This window comes from Trichlorobacter sp. (genome assembly GCF_030247655.1).
Lineage (GTDB): Bacteria > Desulfobacterota > Desulfuromonadia > Geobacterales > Pseudopelobacteraceae > Trichlorobacter.
Map to the genome: position 1 here is coordinate 1 of NZ_JAOTRZ010000035.1, position 22,008 is coordinate 22,008.

21 protein-coding genes and 1 pseudogene are annotated in these 22,008 nt (G+C 55.1%); 6 read left to right on the plus strand and 16 right to left on the minus strand.

All coding sequences use genetic code 11. The features are described 5' to 3' along the window. The 4 genes and pseudogenes from OEL57_RS05065 to OEL57_RS05080 all read right to left on the minus strand — a co-directional run. Window positions 1–254 (minus strand): annotated as a pseudogene (locus tag OEL57_RS05065) (futalosine hydrolase); the annotation flags it as partial. Beyond that, complete coding sequence (folE2, locus tag OEL57_RS05070; RefSeq protein WP_300738043.1) at window positions 251–1,039, minus strand: GTP cyclohydrolase FolE2; 789 nt, start codon at window positions 1,037–1,039, stop codon at window positions 251–253. The pseudogene OEL57_RS05065 and the gene folE2, both read right to left, overlap by 4 nt. Window positions 1,040–1,047: 8 nt before the next feature. Continuing rightward, window positions 1,048–1,650, minus strand: coding sequence for a ribosome biogenesis GTP-binding protein YihA/YsxC (gene yihA / locus OEL57_RS05075; RefSeq protein WP_300737993.1), 603 nt, complete (start codon window positions 1,648–1,650; stop codon window positions 1,048–1,050). A gap of 45 nt (window positions 1,651–1,695) precedes the next feature. Then, window positions 1,696–2,859 (minus strand): aminotransferase, encoded by a 1,164-nt coding sequence (locus OEL57_RS05080; protein WP_300737997.1) that lies wholly within the window; start codon window positions 2,857–2,859, stop codon window positions 1,696–1,698. Window positions 2,860–2,962: 103 nt separating this feature from the next. On the opposite strand from OEL57_RS05080, the gene OEL57_RS05085 reads away from it, so the two are divergent. Both OEL57_RS05085 and OEL57_RS05090 read left to right on the plus strand, forming a co-directional pair. After that, entirely contained in the window at window positions 2,963–3,541 is a 579-nt protein-coding gene (locus tag OEL57_RS05085) for a thermonuclease family protein (protein ID WP_300737999.1), read from the plus strand. A 136-nt stretch (window positions 3,542–3,677) separates the two neighbouring features. Further along, complete coding sequence (locus OEL57_RS05090; protein ID WP_300738002.1) at window positions 3,678–4,721, plus strand: potassium channel family protein; 1,044 nt, start codon at window positions 3,678–3,680, stop codon at window positions 4,719–4,721. Window positions 4,722–4,887: 166 nt separating this feature from the next. Here the strand turns inward: OEL57_RS05090 and modC are convergent, their stop codons facing one another. The 8 genes from modC to OEL57_RS05130 all read right to left on the minus strand — a co-directional run bounded on the left by modC (window position 4,888) and on the right by OEL57_RS05130 (window position 12,108). Beyond that, window positions 4,888–5,940 (minus strand): molybdenum ABC transporter ATP-binding protein, encoded by a 1,053-nt coding sequence (gene modC, locus OEL57_RS05095; RefSeq protein WP_300738004.1) that lies wholly within the window; start codon window positions 5,938–5,940, stop codon window positions 4,888–4,890. Window positions 5,941–5,943: 3 nt separating this feature from the next. After that, window positions 5,944–6,621 carry a molybdate ABC transporter permease subunit gene (gene modB, locus OEL57_RS05100; RefSeq protein WP_300738007.1) on the minus strand — a complete coding sequence of 226 codons (678 nt, stop codon included), beginning with the start codon at window positions 6,619–6,621 and terminating at the stop codon, window positions 5,944–5,946. Between the two features lie 11 nt (window positions 6,622–6,632). Beyond that, the gene (gene modA, locus OEL57_RS05105) at window positions 6,633–7,385 is read right to left on the minus strand and encodes a molybdate ABC transporter substrate-binding protein (RefSeq protein WP_300738010.1); all 753 of its coding nucleotides are present in this window, start codon (window positions 7,383–7,385) and stop codon (window positions 6,633–6,635) included. Between the two features lie 23 nt (window positions 7,386–7,408). Continuing rightward, the gene (gene modD, locus OEL57_RS05110; protein WP_300738013.1) at window positions 7,409–8,260 is read right to left on the minus strand and encodes a ModD protein; all 852 of its coding nucleotides are present in this window, start codon (window positions 8,258–8,260) and stop codon (window positions 7,409–7,411) included. 131 nt (window positions 8,261–8,391) lie between these two features. Next, complete coding sequence (locus OEL57_RS05115) at window positions 8,392–9,201, minus strand: TOBE domain-containing protein (RefSeq protein WP_300738015.1); 810 nt, start codon at window positions 9,199–9,201, stop codon at window positions 8,392–8,394. 236 nt (window positions 9,202–9,437) lie between these two features. Beyond that, window positions 9,438–10,439: an ATP-binding cassette domain-containing protein gene (locus OEL57_RS05120; RefSeq protein WP_300738018.1), complete on the minus strand. Its 1,002-nt coding sequence runs from the start codon at window positions 10,437–10,439 to the stop codon at window positions 9,438–9,440. Window positions 10,440–10,444: 5 nt separating this feature from the next. Then, window positions 10,445–11,131 carry a GTP-binding protein gene (locus OEL57_RS05125; RefSeq protein ID WP_300738021.1) on the minus strand — a complete coding sequence of 229 codons (687 nt, stop codon included), beginning with the start codon at window positions 11,129–11,131 and terminating at the stop codon, window positions 10,445–10,447. After that, a complete protein-coding gene (locus tag OEL57_RS05130) occupies window positions 11,122–12,108 on the minus strand; it encodes an ABC transporter substrate-binding protein (protein WP_300738023.1) in 987 nt (328 codons plus the stop codon). The genes OEL57_RS05125 and OEL57_RS05130 overlap by 10 nt, the downstream gene beginning before the upstream one ends. A 660-nt stretch (window positions 12,109–12,768) precedes the next feature. On the opposite strand from OEL57_RS05130, the gene thiM reads away from it, so the two are divergent. Beyond that, window positions 12,769–13,572 (plus strand): hydroxyethylthiazole kinase, encoded by an 804-nt coding sequence (gene thiM / locus OEL57_RS05135; protein ID WP_300738025.1) that lies wholly within the window; start codon window positions 12,769–12,771, stop codon window positions 13,570–13,572. Beyond that, a complete protein-coding gene (gene thiE, locus OEL57_RS05140) occupies window positions 13,553–14,212 on the plus strand; it encodes a thiamine phosphate synthase (RefSeq protein WP_300738028.1) in 660 nt (219 codons plus the stop codon). Before thiM ends, thiE begins: the two co-directional genes overlap by 20 nt. Window positions 14,213–14,280: 68 nt before the next feature. Here the strand turns inward: thiE and OEL57_RS05145 are convergent, their stop codons facing one another. Genes OEL57_RS05145 through OEL57_RS05155 form a run of 3 tightly spaced genes read right to left on the minus strand, consistent with a single transcriptional unit; the run spans window position 14,281 to window position 18,388 of the window. Beyond that, a complete protein-coding gene (locus OEL57_RS05145) occupies window positions 14,281–16,248 on the minus strand; it encodes a (Fe-S)-binding protein (protein WP_300738030.1) in 1,968 nt (655 codons plus the stop codon). Then, window positions 16,245–17,576 (minus strand): FAD-binding protein, encoded by a 1,332-nt coding sequence (locus OEL57_RS05150; protein WP_300738032.1) that lies wholly within the window; start codon window positions 17,574–17,576, stop codon window positions 16,245–16,247. The genes OEL57_RS05145 and OEL57_RS05150 overlap by 4 nt, the downstream gene beginning before the upstream one ends. After that, window positions 17,573–18,388 (minus strand): electron transfer flavoprotein subunit beta/FixA family protein, encoded by an 816-nt coding sequence (locus tag OEL57_RS05155; RefSeq protein ID WP_300738034.1) that lies wholly within the window; start codon window positions 18,386–18,388, stop codon window positions 17,573–17,575. Before OEL57_RS05155 ends, OEL57_RS05150 begins: the two co-directional genes overlap by 4 nt. Window positions 18,389–18,771: 383 nt before the next feature. Here OEL57_RS05155 and gdhA point away from each other — a divergent pair, with 383 nt between their 5' ends. Further along, complete coding sequence (gdhA, locus tag OEL57_RS05160; protein ID WP_300738036.1) at window positions 18,772–20,118, plus strand: NADP-specific glutamate dehydrogenase; 1,347 nt, start codon at window positions 18,772–18,774, stop codon at window positions 20,116–20,118. 99 nt (window positions 20,119–20,217) lie between these two features. Beyond that, on the plus strand, window positions 20,218–21,441 hold the full coding sequence (locus OEL57_RS05165) for an aspartate kinase (protein WP_300738038.1): 1,224 nt from the start codon (window positions 20,218–20,220) through the stop codon (window positions 21,439–21,441). A 160-nt stretch (window positions 21,442–21,601) separates the two neighbouring features. On the opposite strand, the gene OEL57_RS05170 is transcribed toward OEL57_RS05165, so the two are convergent. Continuing rightward, window positions 21,602–22,008, minus strand: a 407-nt coding sequence (locus OEL57_RS05170; RefSeq protein ID WP_300738040.1) for a hypothetical protein, incomplete at its 5' end; no start/stop codon positions are given.

Here is a 22,008-nt window from a genome sequence, read left to right on the forward strand (position 1 = left end):
CCACTGCCCGGATAGGCACCGCCGCAACCGGTAATGATGAGTAATTCAGGTCGATACCGCTCAACCAGTGAAGTGGCGGCTGATGCGGCATTAGCCTTGCCGATCCCGCCAGCACAACAAACCAGCCGCGTAGACCCGATGACCCCTTCCGTCGCAGCAAAGGTGGCAGCAGGGTCGCAGTACGGTTCTTCCAGCGCATTGATCAGCAGCTCAAGCTCACGGGGCACGGCGGCCATAATCAGGATCGGCTTCATGGCTGTTGATTATCCCGCCTGTCCAGCTCCACCTCTGCATAGGCCGAGTGATTGTGGATCGACTCAAAGTTCTCTGCCTCAACCGAGAACCAGGTGATGTTCTCCGAGGCCGCCAACCGCAGATAGGCCTCTCGCACCATATCCTCCACAAAACGGGGATTCAGGTAGGCCTGCTCAGTGACATGCTTTTCATCGGCCCGTTTCAGCAGGGCATAGAGCGGACTGCTGCCGCACTGTTCAATCAGCTCCACCAGGTCTTCAATCCAGATAAACTCTTTATAGCGCACCTTGACGGTCATGATGCTGCGCTGATTGTGGGCACCAAACTGAGACAGTTCCTTGCTGCAGGGGCAGAGCGAGGTGACCGGCACCTTGACCCCCAGCACAAAGTCAAGCTGATCACCGTTCAAACAGGCGTCAAACTCGCAGGTATATTCCATCAGACTGCGAGCCTTGGAAACCGGTGCTGCCTTGTCAATAAAGTAGGGGAACTCCACCCGCAGGTGGGCGGTCTCTGCCCCCAGCTTCTGACGCATCTCCTGCAGGATCTCCTCCAGCCGGTCCAGGGCAATCTGCTCCCGGTGCCGATTGAGGATCTCCACAAAGCGGCTCATATGGGTGCCCTTAAACTGGTGTGGCAGGTCCACATACATATCCACGGTGGCCACGGTGTGTTGCAGGGAGCGGTGCTTGTCCTGCACTACAATCGGATAGGAGATATTCTTGACTCCCACCTTGCGGATCGGAATTTTACGGTGATCGCGACTCTGCTGCAGATCAGGCATGGTTTTACTCATGGCGCATCGGCCTCTACCGCATCCTGGATAGCCTGCCAGACCACATCCCGGCCATCCTTTGACAGTGCCGAAAAATGGATCAGCAGCGACTTATCCATCTGCAGCTTTGCCGCAATGGCAGCGGTCTGCTTGGCACGCTCGTTTTTGGTCACCTTATCGCACTTGGTCAGCACAATAATCGGACGACGATTGTAGGAACGCAGCCAGTTCAACATCTGCAGGTCTTCCTCAGAGGGGATCCGGCGGATATCCAGGATCAGCACCACGCCACGCAGCGACTCCCGGCCTGACAGGTAGCGCTCCATCATCGGTCCCCATTGCCGCTTCACATCCAGCGGCACCTTGGCGTAGCCATAGCCGGGCAGATCCACCAGGTTAAGGGAGAACGGGACGCCGGTCACCTGAAAGAAGTTAATCAGTTGGGTCCGGCCAGGGGTGGAGCTGGTGCGAACCAGTGCCTTGCGTTCAACAATAACGTTGATCAGGGACGATTTACCCACGTTTGAACGCCCGGCAAAGGCGATCTCTGGCAGGTCAACCGGTGGGTAGTCAGCCGGTTTAACGGCGCTTTTGATAAAAGTGGTCTGATGAATGTGCATAGTTATCCAGTATAGGTGCTGTCCAGCCACGGGGCAAGCGGATAATCAGGCAAAACGCCGGAAACGGTGGATAGCTTCAGGTATCGCTTTTTCCTTGATGTTGCCGAATGCCAGCCGCAGGTACTCTTCCAGGCCGGGACCAAAGACCTCACCCGGCAGGGTCAGGATACCGGCCTCGATTGCCAGCCTTTTTGCTACTTCACGACCACTCTTGCTGGGAAAGGGGTGCTTGACCCAGGCAAAGAAACTGCCGCTGGCAGCCAGCCTGAAACGGTTACCCGGCAGGCTGAACTCCTCGATAAACAGGTTGTGGCGGAAGGTCATCATCCGCCGGTTCATCTCCACCCACTGATCAAGGTGATCCAGTCCGTACTGCAGGGCCAACTGGGTAATACGGGGCTGGCAGACCGTCATGGTATCCTGAATCTTCAGGGCCTGCCGGATCAGTTCCGGTGCCGCAGCCAGCATACCGGCCCGGTAGCCGGTCAGGGCATAGCTCTTGCCGAACGACATCACCTGCACCAGGGTGCTGCCCCACTCCTCCATGGTAAACAGGTCATGGGGCATACCTTCAATAAAATCACTGTAGGTCTCATCCAGAATCAGGGCAAGCCGATGCTGCTGGGCCAGAAAATAGAGTCGGCGCAGCAGGTCCGGCGGGATCACCGTACCGGTGGGATTACTGGGGGAGACCAGCAGAATCGCCCTGGTACGGGGGGTGATCAACTTGACAATGCTGTCCAGATTGGGCAACCCCTTCTCTTTTTCTTTATAGGGAGCATAAACCGGCCTGATTCCCAGGCTGGTCAGTGCCATGGGGTGATCAAAATAACAGGGCAGCTGGACAATCACCTCATCACCGGCATGGCAGAGGGTCAGCATGGCCAGCCAGAAGGCGGCACTGGCCCCAACCGTCAGACAGACCTGATCCGGGCTCATTTTTGCAGCATAGCGGCGACGATAGCGGCGGCAGACCGCCTCCCGCGCCTCCAACAGCCCTTCATCCGGGCTGTAGCGACAGGTCTGGGGATCAAGGGCTGCCTGCTGGATATGGTTGATCATCTCGGCCGGTGGCGAATAATCAGGTATGGCCTGACAGAGATCAATCAGCGGCGCAGCATAATCAGGACGCTGAGCGGCCCATTCCTTCACCTCACTGATGGGGGGTGGATGTACCGACTTGACATGTTCATTAAGAGAAAAACGCATACGTGTGGTCAGAACCCCTGTACAATCCGTTGTTCACTGCTATAAAAAGAAACGAAACAGTCAGTAAGCTATATAGCATATCTTCAGGGGGAGGCAAATGCGTATGGGGCGAGCAACGCTGGCCTTTTGGTCCGTAATCATCTTTCTGGTCGGTGCTTCCGCCTTTTTCGGCATTAATGCCGAAAAGCAGCGGCGCAGTGTACAGAGCGCCAGCGGCAAAATCGAGAATGGCGATCTTATCCGGCTGGTCAAGGTAATTGACGGCGACAGCCTGGTTGCAGCACGGGAAGGGCAACCACCGGTTACCATCAGAATTGTGGGGATCAAGTCCTTTGACGCCAAGGTGGAAAAGGATGTGGTCACCCCCTTTGCCCAGGCCGCCATGGAGACGATCCAGCGTAGCATGGCTGATCGACCGGTGCGGGTTCTGCTGGCCACCACTCCCAAGGACAAACATGGCCGCTATCTGGCAACCCTGTACGTGGATGACGAAGATATCGCCATCCGGCTGGTGCGACAGGGGCTGGCACTGGTCTACACGGTCTACCCCTTTCCTGCCATGCAGAGTTATCTTCAGGAACAGGAACAGGCCCGGGCCGGACGTCGCGGGCTCTGGTCAAACACCACAGCAACGGAACGTGCATTGGCGTTGATCCGTGAGTGGCGCAACCAGAACCAGTAATCCGGCTCCAACTCAAGGCGATAGCTTCGTTGGCTCGTCGTTGGCTCCTCAGCGTACTGCTGTACGCCTCCGTCGTCGAACTCCTCGCCGCCTTGCCCTCATCCTTGATTTGAAGCCGGAATGGAGGATTTATAATATGTTTCAGGTTATTCAGTATTTCATGAAATCCATGGTCCGCAACCCGCCGGAATACCTGCGGGTGCTGGTGTTGATGCTGGCGGTGCTGCTCTACGGCACCACCGGTTTTCTCTATTTTGAGCTGCCTGCCAATCCGGATCTCAGCTGGGCTGACGGGCTCTGGTACACCATCGTCACCATCGCCACTGTCGGGTATGGCGATTTCTTTCCCAAGAGCTTTGGCGGCCGGTTTCTGGTGGGCTGGCCGATCATGGTTTTTGGTATCGGCCTGCTGGGCTATGCCCTGTCCATGGTGGCTGCGGCGCTGGTCACATCCAAGACAAAGGAGATCAAAGGTATGTCAACCTTCAGACTGACTGATCATCTGGTGATATTTAATTTTGCAGGACTGGCCAAGGTTGAGCGGATCTTGCTGGAGCTGGCGCTGGACAAAACAGTGGGGACCAGCATGCCGGTTATTCTGGTGGATGAGCAACTGGATGAACTGCCGATTGAACTACAGAAGCGGGGCGTACAGTATGTGCGCGGCAACCCAACCCGTGATGAAACCCTGCAACGGGCCGCTATTGATCAGGCCCTGCATGCCGTTATCCTGACCCGTGACCCCACTGATCCGGCCTCGGACAACCTGAATGTGGCGATTGCTCTGGCGATTGAGGGGCGCTGTAAACAGGTCAACACCGTGGTGGAATGTATTGATCCGGCCTCGGAAGAGCTGCTGCGCAAGGCCGGTTGTGACCGGATTGTTTGTACCAGCCGTTTTGATGCCCACTTTCTGAGCCAGGAGCTGCTTAATCCAGGCATTCAGGAGGTACTGGCCGACCTCTTGACCCTCAGCCAGGGGCAACAGATCTATCTGGTGCCGGTCAGCGTTGGGGCGCGTTTTGAAGAGCTCAGCAGCCGTTGCCGCAGCCTGGGACATATCGCCCTGGGCTCCATCTGTGAAAACAGGGGGGTGCAATTGAATCTGCCCCCTGATACACAGGTCAGCCCGAACTGTCGTCTGGTAACCATTGGACCGTCACGGCTAGACAACATCTAGTGTCTAAAAACGCCAATTCACTAACACAGAGCCACAGAGAGCGCAGAGAAGTCAAAGGCTTAAAAGCAAAACAAGACATTCCTGGTGGGTGATTTAAAAAGTTAATGGCCTTGTAACATTATGATTTTACTTTGTGCCCTCTGTGTTTTAAATGATTTTTCTGCCGCTACAACCGCCGGAAGGCCGAGGCCTTGATAGCCGCCCAGATCGTACTGCCTATGGTGACAGCCAATTCACGGGCGGCATCAGGCACAATCTCCGCCACCAGCACCGCCCCTTTGCAGTCCAGCTCAACACCGATCTTGCTGCCTGTCTCAAACAGGTTGCGTACCGTACAGGGCAGCAGGTTGCGAGCGCTGATCGCCTCGGGATGACGTTTGCAGAGGATGATATCCTTTGAAGAAAGTTCAAACATGCCCGGTTCTGCAGTGGCGCCACCGGACAACAACAGTTCGCCACCTGCCCAGGGAAAGGCCAGCAGGCGCTGTCTTTCCTGTGGTGCACCCAGCTCCAGCAGATTGATATAGCCTGAAGGACTTATGCCCATCCGCTGGCGGGCCAGCTCTTCCGGCGTCATGACCGCAGTCAGCGTCCCCTTTTCCAGCACCGCCACCTGTTCCGCCATCAGCCGCATCTCCAGCAGCGAGTGGGAGATGAACACAAACGGAATTCTGAACCTCTCAGACACCAGTTTCAGGTAGGGGATGATCCGGTAACGCAGGTCATCATCCAGGGCAGAAAGCGGCTCATCCATCAGCAGCAGCCGGGGGGAAGAGAGAATCGCCCGTCCCAGGGCCACCCGCTGGCTTTGGCCGCCGGAAAGGGTCTCCGGCATCTGACCCATCAGATCCGCAATCTCCAGCACCTCGGCCACTTCAGCAAGCTCAATCCGCCTCTCTGCAGTCGGACAGCGTTGATACCCATACAGCAGGTTCTTACGCACGTTCAGGTGGGGAAACAGGCCATGCTGCTGGAACACCAAGGCGATACGGCGCTTTTCCGGTGCCAGATTGATCCGGGCCGTACTATCAAAAACCGGCTTGCCATCCAGCAAAATTCTGCCGCTGTCCGGCCTGTTCAGGCCAGCCAGACAACTGACCAGCGTTGACTTGCCGCTGCCGGAAGGGCCAAAGATACCGATCCGCTCACCGCTGACGTTCAGGTCAAGCTCCAAAGTAAAATCACCCTGCTGCTTGTGTAACTGCAGGTGCAGTTCCATCGCTTATCCCTTCTTTGGGTTGGGCCGCCAGAGATACATCCCCAACAGCACCAGAAACGAAAAGATCAGCATCACCGCTGCCAACCGGTGGGCCTGACCATATTCCAGCGCCTCCACATGGTCATAGATCTGCACCGAGGCGACTCTGGTCACGCCGGGGATATTGCCGCCGATCATCAGCACCACCCCGAATTCCCCTACCGTGTGGGCAAAGGTCATGATTGAGGCGGTCAGAAAACCGGGTTTTGCCAACGGCAACGCAACGGAGAAAAAGGCATTTAAGGGTGACGCCCCCAGCGTGGCTGCCACCTGCAACGGCTGTTCACCAATTGCTTCAAAACTGTTCTGCAGCGGCTGCACCATAAACGGCAGTGAGTAAAACACAGAGGCCAGTACCAATCCCCAGAAGGTAAACGGCAAGGGGCCGATCTCCAGCCTGGAGGTTAACCAGCCCAGCGGACCGTTGGGGCCCATGGCCAACAGCAGGTAGAAACCAAGCACCGATGGCGGCAGCACCAGCGGCAGCGCCACCATCGCCCCAATTGGTCCTTTGGCCCAGGAACGGGTACGGGCCAGCCACCAGGCCACCGGCGTCCCCACCAGCAGCAGGATCACGGTGACCACCGAGGCCAGCCTGACCGTTAGCCAGATAGCCTGCAGATCTGCTGAATCAAGCAGCATCACTACTCCTGTCAGATTTCGTAACCGTAGGTACGGATGAACGCCTTGACCTTATCGGTTTTCAGATAGTTTGCCAATCCCTCAGCAGCCGGGTTTCCCTTGCCTTTCATCAACAGCACAGCATCCTGGCGGATCGGTGTATGCAGGTTACCCGGCACAACCCAGCCAGAGCCACTGGTTATCTTGCCGCCCTTCATGACCTGTGACAGGGCAACAAAGCCAAGATCTGTGTTGCCGGTTCCTGCAAACTGAAAGGTCTGGGAAATGTTCTCTCCCTGCACAATCTTGGGCTTGATTGCGGCTGTCAGGCCTCGCTTGGCCAACACCTCCATGGCGGCAACGCCGTAGGGAGCCAGCTGTGGATTGGCAATGGCGATTTTGTTAAAAGCCCCTTTGGCCAGAATATCCCCCCTGGGGTCAACCAGACCAGGCTTGGCAGACCAGAGCACCAGGGTACCGATGGCGTAGGTAAAACGGCTGCCCGGTACCGCAAGGCCGTCCTTTTCAAGCTGAATCGGCTTTTCATCATCAGCAGACAGCATCAGTTGAAACGGTGCGCCGTTCTTGATCTGTGCGTAAAACTTGCCTGATGCGCCAAATGAAAGCACGACCTTGTGTCCGGTGGCCTTTTCAAAATCTGCGGCAATCTGTTTCATCGGTGCCGTAAAGTTGGCAGCAACCGCCACGTTTACTTCAGCCGCCTGGGCCAGGGATGACAGCATCAACAGGGATGATGCAGCAATCAGCAACTTAAACAGTTTCATGGTTCTTGTCCCTTTCGTTCTGCTCATGCAGCAGGTGTGATTATTGCCCCGATATCAGCAGGCTTACCAAAATAGACCGATGACAACACCAGGATATCAACGCCGGTGGCAGCGTACTCTGCCGCATTCTGCTCGTTGATCCCCCCGGCAGCAGAGATTTTTATGCGCGGGTTAAACTGCCTGATCTGCTCCACCAAGGTTTTAAGCTGATCCGTCGCCAGTTTGTCCACCTGGACCACCTCAACACCGGTTCCGGCGATCAGGAGCGCCTCATCAGGTGTGTCTGCCTCTACGATAACTCTGGTCTCAGGGGCTTCACGTTTCAGACTGTCAACCTGACGCAGAAACGACTCCAGCCCCCCCATAAACACCGTGTGCTGTTTGAAAACCAGAATGGTTTCCGATAGCCCCAGACGGTGGGGGAGAGCGCCACCACTGCAGATCGCCTTAATGGCCAGCTTCTTGGTGCCGGGAAAGGTCTTGCGGGTTGTCAGCACCGAAACACAGGGATTAATCTCACGGGCAGCATTTACAATCTTTGCAGTGCGGGTGGCGATACCGGAGGCGCACTCCAGCAGATTAACCGCCACCTTCCAGCCAGCGTGCAGTGACCGGGCCGGGCCGGTGGCCTTCAGGAAAACCACTCCTGCCGCCAGCAGTGTGCCGCTGGGCGTTGTTTGGGTAATGGTACAGCCGCATTTTTCCAGCAAACGGGCCGCCTCCTCAGTACCGCACAGCGTTGTTTCGTGGCGGGTGGTAAAGCTGATCTCCCCGTTCTGCTGACCGATCCCCAACAGGTGGGTGGTTAGATCACCATAGGGACAATCCTCTTCAATAAATCGCTCTATGTCACTATCCGGCAGACAGGTAATCATACTGAGGCCTCTTAACCGTTATGGTGCTTAAAATATAACGCTTCTGATGAAAAAAGGAGCAGCTCCATTGATGCTCCCTCGTATGCCTAACCACTCACCGCTCCCCTTCTTAGAGGAGGGCCTATAGCGGGCTAGCTTACACCCAGTATCACGCTGGATGCCTTAAACAAAGCCGTTGCCGTGCCGCCAACCTTCAAGCCCAAACGCTTTGCACTGCCATCGGTGATCACGGCGCTGATGGTGTTACCGCCAGCCAGCTCAAGATCAACTTCACAACTAACCGGTCCTTCCACCAGTTTGACAATGTTGCCGGTCAACTGGTTGCGGGTGCTTAACTTGGCATCTGCCAGATCCGTGCCGATTACCACTGAGCTGGCCTTGACAATGGCATAGGCCGCCATCCCCTCTTTCAGCCCCAGGTTGTCAATGGCGCCATTGGTCACCACTGCCGTAACGGTGGTATCACCTTTCAGGGCCAGACTTACCTCGGCGTTAACCGCACCTTTGGTAATGGATGCCACGGTGCCGTTAAATACATTACGTGCGCTGACTTTCATGCTGATCCTCCTTAAGAATTGGTAGAGACTACCGGTGTCGCCCAGACGTTGGTCCAGGTTACTCAAAAACTTGCGATGTTCCTCCTGTACCACGCGAAACTGCTCAAGCACCTCGCGCCCTGCAGTGGTGAGGCTGGCTCCGCCACCACCCTTTCCCCCGGTGGCACGATCCACCAACGGCGCAGCGGCCAGATTGTTGATCTGATTAACCATCTCCCAGGCGGTCTTGTAACTGATCCCCACCGCCTTGGCAGCTCTGGTGATGGAGCCGAGCTCATCGATTCTCTCCAAAAGGGCGATCCGATCCCCCCCCAGAAACTTGTCCGTATCTTTGCTGAACCAGAGGCTGCCCTCCAGGGTAATAGCCTGCTTTGACTGTTTCATAAAAACCTCCACTCGTCATATAACACCATACATAACGCATGCCAAGAAGCTATTGTTGGAGATGCTATAAATTTCAATTAGTTAAACAATCCAAAATACATCACGGTTTCAAAGGTGAACATAAATAATACCGACGCTGCTGCATTTCTAACCATTCAAGCAAAGATATGGAGAGTTTGACGCCAGTGTGCTCCATGGGGTATAGAACACCGAAAATGATGCCTGCTTCCGCAGCTTCACCAATTCCCGGCGATCTCCTCGCCATTGCGCAACGCATTCCGCACCATTGTCAGGCGGGCATCCATCTGTTCAAACAGGGCCAGGTTGGCCCGCTCTGCCGGGCTGGTGCTGCGGATGCTGGCCACACCACCATTTTTAAAGATTAACCGGCGCTGTCCCATCAGGGCCAGAATCGGATCATGGGTGGCCATCAGCACAATCTTGTCCTGATCCGCCAACAACTCCAACGCACGTTTGCGGTCGATCCCGGCGTTTTCAATCTCATCAATCAGGACAATTGGTGAGCTGCTCAGGCAAGCCACGTCAGCAATCATCAGGGCACGGGACTGGCCGCCGGAGAGGGCGGTGACCGGTGTGGTCGGGATAAATTGTTCACCCGCCAGGGAGTTTGCCAGATCAAGAATGGTTGCAGTAATGGCCGATGGATCAGTTACCATGCGGCTTTCGGCATGCAGCCTGATAAACTCCTCCGCCGAAAGATCCATCACAAAGTTCATGTTCTGTGAGAGCTGGGCCACCAGTTTCTGTTCTACGGCGTAGCGGCGGGCCAGATCAGGGACGGTGCCGTTAATCAGTACCGACCGACCGGTGGGACTGTCCCCCTGGGCCAGCCACTCAATATCAGCAAGAAAGCGGCTTTTGCCTGATCCGGTGGGACCGACAATGCAGGTAACCTCACCGGGTCGCAGTTCGAGTTTGAAGTTTTCAAGATTGCCACTCTTGTCATGTCCGCCCAGCACGGTGACCGATGCAACCATGGCCTGCTGCTGATTGCGCAACTGTTCCATTCCGGCCATATAGTCACGGAACTGCCGCAGCAGGTCGTGGCGTTCAATCCCTACATCCAACAGCAGTTCTTCATCCAGAGCAGCAACGGTATTGCCGAGGGTCTGACCTTCAGGGAGTGCTGACAGGCCAATGGCCCCAAAAAACTCCCGCGCATGGGGATGTTCACAAAACAACTGTTCAAGCATCATATCTGCATAGTTGTTGTCCATTACGGCTACCCCAATTCCATTTTCTTGACGTTACCCATCTGGAAATCCGCACCGATCCGGCGCTGCCCCAGACAATAGGAGCAGAGTGCGGCCGGCATGGAAAAGCGCAGCAGCTTGCCCTGCAACGAATCAACCGCTGCCGCATCTTTCAGCAATCTGCCCAATTCATGTCCCCCCTGGCCGGTCAGACCATTGACATGGATGATCACGGCGCTGCTATTGACCTGACGGATGCGGTGGACAAAGACCTCCCGTTCTGCCTGGGAGACAATATCCCCCTTGGTGATCACCACGATATCGGCCATCTTCAGCATCGGGCCGATCTTGCGCGGGGTCTCCACGCCACTTAAGTTATCAATCACGCAGACCGCGCAGACATCCTTGATGTGGGGGGCACAACGGTTGCAGAGGCCAGCGCTCTCGCTGATCAGTAGATCAAAACCGCTCTGCAGCCCCCAATCCAGACATTCTTCAATGTTGCTGACATAGAAATGGTCCGGGCAGAGGTTGCCGGAAAGGCCGGTGCGGGCCGGGATACCACGACGTTCGTAGGTCACCTGATCGCCGGAAGAAAGGCAATCAAACTTGATCACACCGACCGAGATGCCAGCTGCCTGCAGCGCCTCGGCGGTCTTGCAGATAATAGCGGTTTTGCCCGAAGATGGTGGGCCTGCTACAGTTATCAGGCGCATCGGATATTTTCTCCCCGTCCCTGGCGGAAGGCAGCGTTGATACCGCTGATCAGCTTTTTGATGTCATTGTTGATGATGTATTCCCAGCCGATCCACTTGAAGCTGGCGTTCTCAGGCAGGTGATTATCCACATCTGGATGGACCGCCGGGAAAAAGGCTCCGCTAAAGATGGCAGCCACCTGCGGACCAGCCCAAAAGGCCAGCAGATCATCCAGTCCAGCCCACTTTTCCGTCTTGACCAGCATGGTAACCGGGCTGATCAGGGCACCATCTTCAGGCCAGATGATGCTGTACTGTTCTTTGCCAACCAGTGTCTGAGCAAAAAAGAGCGGCATAACACTAATGGCCGGTGCATCCGGGCTGCTACCCAGCGCGGCCTTGATCATCTGGGAGGGATGCCAGCCGTAGCGCACGTTTCTACCCATGCTGCGCAACCCGGCAACGCCGGTATCCTTGTAGATGGTCATCAGCAGGGTTTCGCAAAAGGTGCCGTCTTTGTGACCACGGATGGCCAGACTGTTTTCAAATTCAGGCTTCAGCAGATCAGCCCAGCAGTGGGGCACCGGACGATCCCCCAACCGGCGGTGATCCACCACCGGCACCAGCAGGTTCATGGCCAGCATGGTGTAATGCCCGGTGGGGTCACAGACCCCCAGGGCTGCAAGATGCCGGTCACCGGCGTAGTCATTGACGCTGACAAACTGGCCGGTCTTGATGAACCGATCCACAAAAGGCGGTTCAAACAGGCTGTTGAAACCGGGGGAGATAATGATGTCCGGGAACTGCTCCAGTTGGGTCAGATGCTCCACGCTGTCGTAATAATCAGACTCGATATTGGCGTTACCTTCCAACTGGCAGCGCAGCGCGGTTGCACGTTCAGGCGGCAAGGTCGCCAGATATTCGTCAAAGGCCTGTTCTATCGGCACCTTGACCGGGCAGGGCAGTAATGCCAAAAGGTTTAATCCAGCACCAATCATGGGGGGCTCCCTCTTTGTTGAGAGTTTTCATAATTCTGTGAAAGGTGCATAACACAAGCCAGATCAAGAATTCTTGAATAGCCGTATAAATTAAGGCTGTTGTCTTGCGCGTTAAAATTGCGAAGGAGCGATAATCTGCATAAAAACAGTGCCAATGCTGCTTTTATGACCAGAGAGGGATGAAGAAAATTCAGTTAAGGGAGCAAGAAAAGCAGGACCTTTTGGATGGTCGGGAGGTATCACCATCAATACACTGGTGGGTAAAAAATGAGGTTGGTCATTTGACGCTACCTCAACCTTGCGCTATATCACTGGTGTTATCATGCCAATTCAAAAATCTGCTGATCAAGCATGTCACTTGAAGTAAGCGTCGGTCGTCTGCCCAGGCAAACGGCTGCTATGGCAATCAGTGCAACTTTCATGGTATCCCCTGCTTTCTGTTGAACTTTCCACCATCTACTGGTACTGCCTAATTCCAATGCCATTTCAAGGCGCACTTTTCGTTGGCTCGTCATCGGCTCCTCAACGTACTGCGTGTACGCCTGCGTCGCCGAATTCCTCGCCGCCTTGATAGCATCCTTGAACTGTCATTGAAATAAACCACTCGCTACGACAGTGTGCCAGATTTTCAGCCGGTACGGCTGTCCAAACGGAGGAACCATGCCAACCATCCAGCAACAGGCCGCACACAACCTGGCCAAACTTCGAGAAACCAGACCGCTGATCCATAATATCACCAACTTTGTGGTGATGAACTTCACTGCCAACATCCTGCTGGCAGCCGGTGCCTCGCCGGTCATGGCCCATGCCGAAAATGAGGTGGAGGAGATGGTGGGGTTTGCCAGGGCGCTGGTGTTGAACATCGGCACCCTGACCGATGATTGGGTGGATGCCATGGTCAAGGCCGGTAAAAAGGCCACCAGCCTGGGGGTGCCGATTATCCTTGATCCGGTGGGGGCCGGAGCCACAGCGCTGCGAACCAATGCAGCCAAACGGATACTGGCCGAAACCAGGGTCAGTGTGGTGCGGGGCAATGCCTCAGAGATCCTGGCCCTGGCCGGTGCCCAGGCCAACACTAAAGGGGTTGATGCTGCTGATTCGGTTGATCAGGCAACAGAACAGGCTATTAGGCTGGCTAGAGAGCTGGGAGTGCCGGTGGCAATCACCGGACCACAGGATCTGATTACCAATGGTAAGCGGGTGATCAGGGTTAACAACGGGCATCCCTTGATGAGTTGCATCACCGGCACCGGCTGCGGCGCCACTGCCATAATTGGTGCTTTTAGCGGGGTTGATCCTGATCCGGTCTCTGCTGCTGCCACAGCCCTGGCCTACTATGGTCTGGCTGGTGAGCGGGCAGCGGTTGATGCCAACGGTCCCGGTTCTTTTATGATCCGCTTTCTGGATGCCCTGCATAACCTGACTCCAGAGGAGCTTGAACGCGATGCGCGAATCAGCGGATAACAGGCTGTTACTGCATCTGGTGACTGACCGTTCCTTGAGTCTGGGACGCTCACTGGTGGAGGTGGTGGCTGAAGCAGTGGCTGGCGGGGTAACCTGCGTGCAGTTGCGGGAGAAAACCTGCAGTACCCGTGAGTTTCTGGGTGAGGCACTGGCGCTGAAGGCATTACTGCAGCCGCTGGGGCTGCCGCTGATAATCAATGATCGGGTGGATATTGCCCTGGCAGTCGGGGCAGATGGTGTACATCTGGGGCAGAGCGATATGCCGATCAGCCATGCCCGCCGCCTGCTGGGGCCAGACTACCTGATCGGGATTTCAGCTGAATCGGTGGAGGATGCGATTGCGGCAGAACAACAGGGGGCAGACTACATCGGCATCAGCCCGGTCTTCAGTACTCCCACCAAGACCGACACTGCTTCGGCTCTGGGGCTGGAGGGGGTCAGGCAGATCCGTGAACTGGTCCGTGTCCCGCTGGTGGGGATTGGCGGTATCAATCAGGCAAATGCCCATCAGGTATTGGCTGCTGGTGCCGATGGTGTAGCGGTGGTATCAGCCATTATGGCGGCGGAATCACCGCAGCTGGCTGCAGAGGCTATCAGGGTGAGTTGGGGCAATCGGCCGGGAGGACGACGGCGATTTTAGTCCGATCCCCTTTGTGCGGGCTGATGTTGATTGCCTCGCACAAAGGGGATACGTGTCTGTGGCGTACCCTACCGTAATACCGCCTCTGCCATGATCTCTGCGATATCCTTCACCTGCACCTTGTCTGCCCTCAGGTCCTTGATGCCGTCATCCAGCATGGTTAAACAGTAGGGACAGGCAGTACAGATGGTGTCCGGCTGCTGCTCCAGTGCCTCGGCCGCCCGCACCAGGTTGATCCGGTCACCGGTAAACTCTTCCATCCACATCCGTCCGCCACCGGCGCCGCAGCAGAAGCCATCTTCACGGTTGCGGGGCATTTCAAGCGGCTCTGTACCAGTGGCAAGGGCCAGGGCCTCCCGTGGTTCGTCATAGATGCCGTTATGACGGCCCAGATAACAGGAATCATGGTAGACCAGCTTGCCCAGATCAGCCTGTTTGGGTAGCTTCAGACGGCCATCCTGCACCAGATGCAGCAACAGCTGGCTATGGTGGATCACCTCCAGCTCGATACCGTACTGCTTATAATCGTTTTTCAGGGTGGTCAGACAGTGGGGACACTGCACAATCACCTTCTTGATCCCCCGCTCCTTGAACAGGGCCACGTTCTCCTTGGCCAGCTTGTCAAAGACATACTCATTGCCCAGTCGGCGCAAACTGTCACCGCAGCATTTCTCATCCTTGCCCAGCATGCCCCAGGAAACCCCGGCCTTGTCCAGCAGCAGGGCGGTTGCCACGGAAATCTGCTTGGCCCGGGCATCAAAGGAACCGGCGCAGCCAACATAGAACAGGTACTCCGTCCTGCCCGGCTCATAGGGCCGTTCGCCCAACTGTGTCGCCCACTTGCCCCGTTCAGTAGGGGCGATACCCCAGGGGTTACTGCGTCCTTCCATGTTTTCAAACAGGTTCAGCAACTCTTCCGGGAAGCGTGATTCCATCTCCACCAGATGTCTGCGCAGCGGGATCAGTTTGGGCATCTGCTCGATAAAGACCGGGCAGGCCTGCAGGCAAGCGCCACAAGTTGTGCAGGACCAGATCGCCTCTTCAGAGATGGAGGCATCACCTTCACCGATGAGCGGCGTGGTGGCTGCTTTACCCTCTTTTAGCAGCGGGCCGTTTGCCATCAGGTTATGTTTGAGCTGACCAATCACCCCTCGCGGGTTGAGCGGTTTGCGGGTCTGATCAGCCGGACAGGCCATCTGGCAGCGTCCACATTCAGTGCAGGAAAAGGAGTCCAAAAGCTCTTTCCAGGTGTAACCGTCAACCTGGTTGATACCGAAGCTGTTGCCGGCGTTAAATTCCTCCCGCTCCGGCAGGGGCGGGTTATCACGCCGCCGCAGGAACACGTTGGGGATGGCGGTGATGATGTGAAAGTGCTTGCTTAACGGCAGCAGATTCATGAACAGCAGCAGCACCAGGGCATGGGTCCACCAGGAAAGGTCATGTACCAGTTTGCCGGCCCCTGATGGTATGTAGGGAGCAAACCAGCTGGAGATCGGCATGATGCTCTCTGCCAATGTAAGGGTGCTGCCTTGCATACGGGATATTTTAGCGGCATTAACCCCGAAGTTTGCCAGCATAAGGGTGGCGATCAGAAACAGGATAAAGAACGCCTCAAAGGTGCGGGCCTCTGGATACGGTGGTGACACCGCCCGGCGGATGGCCGCAGCAATCACCGCCAGCAGGGTGATCAGCGAGACCACGTCAATCATCTGCATCAGCGGCATGAAGATGCCGTCCGGCAGCTTGGTGAAGGTCAGGCCGGGGAACAGGCCATGTAGAATAAATTCAGTGTTGGCAACCATCAACACCAGAAAACACCAGAAGATCGCCACATGGATCAGACCGGACGGCTTGGCCAGGACCCGCTTCTGGGCAAAGGCATAGCTCAGGGTGTCACCGATTCGCTGGCCGATGTTGTCAAGCCGGTTATCAGGCCTGCCCAGCGCAGTGAGCGAGAGTCGCTTCCAGCAGCTCCAGATGAACAGGGCGGTTGCGGCAATAAAGAGCGGTGCGAAGATGGTCGGAGTTGGTGTCATTGTTTTTTGCCTCGTGCTTTCAGCTCACGAATTTTTCGCGTCAGGACAGGTACTACCTTGAACAGGTCACCCACAATGCCGTAATGGGCCACCTCAAAGATCGGTGCATCCTTGTCCCGGTTAATGGCGATGATCAGATCAGCATCCTGCATCCCCACCAGGTGCTGGATGGCACCGGAGATGCCGCAGGCGATGTAGATCTTGGGACGCACGGTCTTGCCGGTCTGGCCAACCTGACGGTCATGGGCAAGCCATCCTGCATCCACTGCAGAGCGGGAGGCTCCAACCACACCGTTCAGCTCTTTGGCCAGTTCTTCCAGCATGCTGAAGTTTTCAGGCCCCATCATGCCCCGTCCACCGGATACTATAAATTCAGCGCCGCCAATATCCACCTTGTGCTTGCTGTCGCCATCGCGGATGATTTCCAGTACCTTTACCAGCACCTGATCTTCCGGGGTGGTAAAGCTGTCTCTGATGATCTGGCCGGTTGCCTCCGGTAACGGTTCCGGCATCTGCATCACATGGGGCCGGACCGTGGACATCTGGGGCCGGTACTTGTCACACATGATGGTGGCCATGATGTTTCCGCCAAAGGCCGGACGGGTCTGCATCAGGTTACGTTTATCATCAATATCCAGACCGGTACAGTCGGCGGTCAGGCCGGTGCCGACCCTGGTGGCCACGGCCCCGGCCAGGTCACGGCCCATGCCGGTGGCTCCCATCAGGATCACCTCCGGCTTGTGCTGCCCGATCAGGTGGCACATCGCCTCAAGGTAGGACTGGGTGCGATAGTCAGCGTAGATCGGCGCATCCAGCAGATAGGCCTTTTCTGCGCCGTACTGGAATGCCTCGTGACAGAGCGGCTCCACCTTGTGGCCGATTACCACCGCAGACAGGCCAACCCCCAGCTTGGCGGCCAGTTCCTTGCCCTTGCCCAACAGTTCCCAGGATACCTTGGCAGCTTCACCATCAGCCTGCTCAATAAATACCCAGACCCCACGATACTGGGCCTGCAGCTTTGCAATGGCAGCAGCTTCAGGATCCTCATCTTCAACCGGAGCTGCTGTCCCTGCTGCGGCAAGCTGTTCCAGAATCTTCAGCTCTTCAGGGGTAAAGGCCATTTCAATCGCCTGGGCCGGACAGACCTTGACGCACTTGAGGCAGCCGATACATTTTTCAGCATCCACCACCGGCTCGCCAGCCTCATTCATGCTGATGCAGTTAACCGGACAGGAGCTTTCACAACGGGCGCCGCAGGCGATACATTTGCCTTCCAGCAGGCGGGCACGTCCGCGTGGTTTTTTGATCTTTGGTGTGGTTTCACTCATAGCGGTAGCAGATCCTTTTCCATCAATTTGCCCAGCAACAGATCAACTGTCCCCTCCGGGTCAGCGTAGCCGTCCCCTACAATTTCCCCTTTGTCACGTTCTGGTGAGAAGATTTTGGATACCCAGGTTGGCGAGCCTTTCAGGCCGATGGTCTGCGGGTCCAGCTGCAGCACGTTGTTATCCCAGACCTCCACTTCTGCAGTGGCCGCAGCCAGGCGCATCGGTACGGTGGGGTAGCGGGGACGGTTCAGCTCCCGCACCACGGTCAGCATGGCTGGCAGCGGTGCCTGCACCCGTTCGTGACGACCTTCCAGCTTGCGGCTTACCACCAGTTTCTTGTTGGTCAGGTCCAATTCCTCTACCTTGTCAACCAGGGTTAACTGCTGGTAGCCCAGCCGGACGGCAATGCCCGGTCCCACCTGGGCCGTATCGCCATCAATGGTCTGTTTGCCGCAGATTACCAGCCCCACCGGTTCCACTTCATCATTCAACTTGGCTATGGCAGTTGCCAGTACCTTGCTGGTGGCCAGGGTGTCGGCACCGCCAAAGACCCGGTCAGACAGCAGGATGGCACGATCAACACCGGCAGACAGCGCCTTGCGCAGGGTTGCCTCTGCATTGGGCGGCCCCATGGAAAGCACCGCAACCCGGCAGCCAAACTGGTCTTTCAGTTGCAGAGCCGCCTCCATGGCGTGGGTGTCGTAGGGGTTCATGATGAAGGGGATCCCTTCACGTACCAGGGTGTTGGTAACCGGGTCTATCTTGACTTGTGTTGTATCAGGGACTTGTTTGATACAGGCGACAATCAACATGTGGTTCCTCTTTTTGCCCAAAAAGAAGGCAGTGGCAATATAGTGGTAAAAATTTAAACAATAGCTGATCTACATACTGCATCAAAAAAAATCATGCAAGTGCTAATAGCTTGAATTTACTGATACTGTTGTGTATGAAGTAAGATCAAAAGTGTTGATAATCTACCTTGTTTCGTGCTGATATGGCACACTCTGTTTTGTAGAATAATCGATTTGCCGGCATCTGCTTTAGTTGTTGGTGATATTTATGACTGTATTTTGTGCAATGATGCCAGTGTATTGAGTGTTTTGTGTGCATCTGGTGTAAAATTGGGCATGTGTGTTGCACCTGTGTTTGGGGTTACACACTACTGAACCCTGATTCTGCACACAAAGGAGACATTATGGCCAAGCTGGACGAAAAGATCGAAAGTATCTACAACGACGTACTCAAGCGTAATCCTGGTGAAATTGAATTCCATCAGGCCGTACTGGAGGTTCTTGAATCCCTTGGACCTGTTGTTGTCAAGCATCCTGAGTATCTTGAGCGCAAGATCATTGAGCGGATCTGTGAGCCTGAGCGTCAGATCATCTTCCGGGTACCTTGGCAGGATGACAAGGGTCAGGTACATATCAACCGTGGTTTCAGGGTTGAGTTTAACAGCTCTTTGGGGCCTTACAAGGGCGGCCTGCGTTTTCACCCTTCGGTCTATCTGGGTATCATCAAGTTTCTCGGCTTTGAGCAGATCTTCAAAAATTCGCTGACCGGTCTGCCGATTGGTGGCGGCAAGGGTGGCTCTGACTTCGACCCTAAAGGGAAGTCAGATGACGAAGTAATGCGTTTCTGCCAGAGCTTCATGACCGAACTGTACCGTCACCTGGGCGAGCATACCGACGTTCCTGCCGGTGACATCGGCGTGGGTGGCCGCGAGATCGGCTATATGTTTGGCCAGTACAAGAGGATTACCAACCGCTACGAGCCCGGTGTCCTGACCGGCAAAGGCCTTACCTGGGGCGGTTCGCTGGTTCGCACCGAAGCAACCGGCTATGGTGCCACCTTCTTCATCAACGAAGCCCTGAAAGTACGCAAAGATACCTTTGAAGGTAAGACCTGTCTGGTATCCGGTTCGGGTAACGTAGCTATCTATACCATTGAAAAGATCCATCAGCTGGGTGGTAAATGTGTTGCCTGTTCAGACTCTAACGGCGTGATTTATCATGAAAAAGGTCTTGACCTTGACCTGATCAAGCAGCTGAAAGAGGTGGAGCGTCGTCGTATCTCTGATTATGTTAATGCGCATAAAGATGCAAAGTATATTCCAAACGGCAATATCTGGGACATCCCTTGTCAGGTTGCCATGCCTTCTGCAACCCAGAATGAGATAAATGGCAAAGATGCCGCAACCTTAGTGAAGAACGGCTGTATTGCTGTCGGTGAAGGCGCCAATATGCCCACCACGCCGGAAGGGGTCAAGGTATTCCTGGACGCCAAGGTTGCCTACGGACCGGGCAAGGCTGCCAATACAGGCGGCGTTGCCACCTCTGCGCTGGAGATGCAGCAGAATGCCCAGCGTGATTCCTGGACCTTTGAAGACACCGAGGCCAAGCTGGAAAACATCATGAAAAACATCCACGCCAACTGCTATGAGACCGCAGAAGAGTATGGCGCACCGGGCAACTATGTGCTGGGTGCGAACATTTGTGGATTTATCAAGGTAGCTAATGCTATGGTAGCCCACGGTCTTATTTAACGTTCGTTTTACCTGCATTCTGTTTGGTATCTAGCCCAGTCAACAGCTGGGCTAGATCTGTATCTGCAGAGACAACAAAACGGTTATCACGAGGTTGGTATGGCATCTGTTGTTCAAAAGTATGGTGGCTCTGCAGTCACCTCTCCGGAGCAGATCAGGAAGATTGCCCAGCGGATTATTCAGTCATACAATGACTGTAATGATGTCGTAGTGGTCATCTCGGCACGGGCAGGTGAAACCAACCGCCTGATTGAGATGGCCCAGGAGATCTGTCCGCGTCAGGCCGGCAGCCAGTATGACCTGCTGATCTCTGCCGGTGAGCAGGTCTCCATCGGCCTGCTGGCGCTCTGCATCAGCTCACTGGGCTACAAGGTCAAGACCTACCTTGGCTGGCAGGTGCCGATCATCACTGACTCGCTGCACACCAGGGCATCCATAGAATATATTGATCCAACAAAAATAAGGGTTGACCTTAACCATGGCGCCATTGTGCTGGTGGCCGGATTTCAGGGTATTGATCGCAGCGGCACCATTACCACCCTGGGACGGGGCGGTGGTGATACCTCAGCTGTGGCCCTGGCTCACGCATTGGGTGCAGAGGTGTGTGAACTGTATTCGGATGTTGACGGCATCTTTACCGCTGATCCGGCGATCTGCGAAAATGCCCGCAAGATTAATGAGATCTCCTATGATGAAATGCTGGAGCTGGCCAGCCAGGGGGCGCGGGGTGTCCAGATCCGTGCCATTGAATACGCAAAGAAGCATAACGTGACCATGCACATCCGCTCGGCATTCACTGCTGAACGGGGCACACTGGTTGTAAAGGAGCATATGCCAATGGAAGGTGTGGTTGTTACCGGGATTGTAGCAGACAAGAATGAGGCGAAGATTGCAGTGCTTGGCGTGCCTGACAAGCCGGGCAGTGCCGCAAAGATCCTGACCGGCCTGGCTGACAAGGATATTTCAGTTGATATGATTGTCCAGAATGTGGGGCAGGATGGTCTGGCAGATATCACCTTTTCCATCTCAAAGACCGATCTGGACAAGGCCCACCAGATTACCGCCCAGATCGCCAAAGAGGTTAATGCGCGGGAGGTGCTTGCTGATCGGAACATCAGCAAGGTCTCCATTGTCGGTCTGGGTATGAAAAACCACGCCGGTGTGGCAGCCCGGATGTTTACGGCGCTGGCCTATAACAATATCAACATCCAGATGATCTCCACCTCGGAAATCAAGGTCTCGGTGGCCATTGAAGAAAAATACACCGAGCTTGCCGTGCGGGTCCTGCATGAGGCCTTCAAGGTGGATCAGTGTAGCGAGTGATGGGGGTGAGTATTTTGGAAATCCCGCAATACTACGAATGACGATTCCAATGCTCAAAGCGGTTGACGGCCTTGGCGGATCAGGGGATTTGGGAGATTCAAAAAAACTTCAAGAAAATTGCCGGACAAAGAAGTTTTGAGCAAAATTTATCACATATTTTTCACTTGCATTTAGACATGCAAACTCCATAGTTAATCAATGCTGTAGTTAGACATATACCACGGCCCTGCTTGGGTAAACGCATACAATGTGCACGTTTATGTTTCAAATGCTGTCTACATTCTTCTTCGCACGGGTTATTTGTTTGCCTGAAATATTTTGAGTCGTATTCATTCAATTTTAGAGTGACGCAATTGTCGATACACTGATTATTGACGACAGACTTTATGTTAGAACAGCTTTTGTGACACTCATCTGCAATTTTATCTAAGTCAGCAGCAATCTTATCAACATTCAAAGTATTATCTGCAACAGCAAAAGATGGCAAGATAGCAGCCAAAGTAAAGATAAAAAGGGTAAAAGAAATTATTTTAACCTGGAGTGATTTTCTTCCCATTGTAGTACCCC

What these genes read in the sequence shown, in the direction of transcription:
- modD (WP_300738013.1), bottom strand. Translation starts at nt 8,260, where the DNA reads ATGATTACCTGTCTGCCGGATAGTGACATAGAGCGATTTATTGAAGAG.
- OEL57_RS05115 (WP_300738015.1), bottom strand. Translation starts at nt 9,201, where the DNA reads ATGAAACAGTCAAAGCAGGCTATTACCCTGGAGGGCAGCCTCTGGTTC.
- OEL57_RS05080 (WP_300737997.1), bottom strand. Translation starts at nt 2,859, where the DNA reads ATGCGTTTTTCTCTTAATGAACATGTCAAGTCGGTACATCCACCCCCC.
- folE2 (WP_300738043.1), bottom strand. Translation starts at nt 1,039, where the DNA reads ATGCCTGATCTGCAGCAGAGTCGCGATCACCGTAAAATTCCGATCCGC.
- OEL57_RS05085 (WP_300737999.1), top strand. Translation starts at nt 2,963, where the DNA reads ATGGGGCGAGCAACGCTGGCCTTTTGGTCCGTAATCATCTTTCTGGTC.
- modB (WP_300738007.1), bottom strand. Translation starts at nt 6,621, where the DNA reads ATGCTGCTTGATTCAGCAGATCTGCAGGCTATCTGGCTAACGGTCAGG.
- OEL57_RS05145 (WP_300738030.1), bottom strand. Translation starts at nt 16,248, where the DNA reads ATGACACCAACTCCGACCATCTTCGCACCGCTCTTTATTGCCGCAACC.
- OEL57_RS05155 (WP_300738034.1), bottom strand. Translation starts at nt 18,388, where the DNA reads ATGTTGATTGTCGCCTGTATCAAACAAGTCCCTGATACAACACAAGTC.
- modA (WP_300738010.1), bottom strand. Translation starts at nt 7,385, where the DNA reads ATGAAACTGTTTAAGTTGCTGATTGCTGCATCATCCCTGTTGATGCTG.
- OEL57_RS05090 (WP_300738002.1), top strand. Translation starts at nt 3,678, where the DNA reads ATGTTTCAGGTTATTCAGTATTTCATGAAATCCATGGTCCGCAACCCG.
- modC (WP_300738004.1), bottom strand. Translation starts at nt 5,940, where the DNA reads ATGGAACTGCACCTGCAGTTACACAAGCAGCAGGGTGATTTTACTTTG.
- gdhA (WP_300738036.1), top strand. Translation starts at nt 18,772, where the DNA reads ATGGCCAAGCTGGACGAAAAGATCGAAAGTATCTACAACGACGTACTC.
- yihA (WP_300737993.1), bottom strand. Translation starts at nt 1,650, where the DNA reads ATGCACATTCATCAGACCACTTTTATCAAAAGCGCCGTTAAACCGGCT.
- OEL57_RS05125 (WP_300738021.1), bottom strand. Translation starts at nt 11,131, where the DNA reads ATGCGCCTGATAACTGTAGCAGGCCCACCATCTTCGGGCAAAACCGCT.
- OEL57_RS05150 (WP_300738032.1), bottom strand. Translation starts at nt 17,576, where the DNA reads ATGAGTGAAACCACACCAAAGATCAAAAAACCACGCGGACGTGCCCGC.
- thiE (WP_300738028.1), top strand. Translation starts at nt 13,553, where the DNA reads ATGCGCGAATCAGCGGATAACAGGCTGTTACTGCATCTGGTGACTGAC.
- OEL57_RS05120 (WP_300738018.1), bottom strand. Translation starts at nt 10,439, where the DNA reads ATGGACAACAACTATGCAGATATGATGCTTGAACAGTTGTTTTGTGAA.
- OEL57_RS05165 (WP_300738038.1), top strand. Translation starts at nt 20,218, where the DNA reads ATGGCATCTGTTGTTCAAAAGTATGGTGGCTCTGCAGTCACCTCTCCG.
- OEL57_RS05130 (WP_300738023.1), bottom strand. Translation starts at nt 12,108, where the DNA reads ATGATTGGTGCTGGATTAAACCTTTTGGCATTACTGCCCTGCCCGGTC.
- thiM (WP_300738025.1), top strand. Translation starts at nt 12,769, where the DNA reads ATGCCAACCATCCAGCAACAGGCCGCACACAACCTGGCCAAACTTCGA.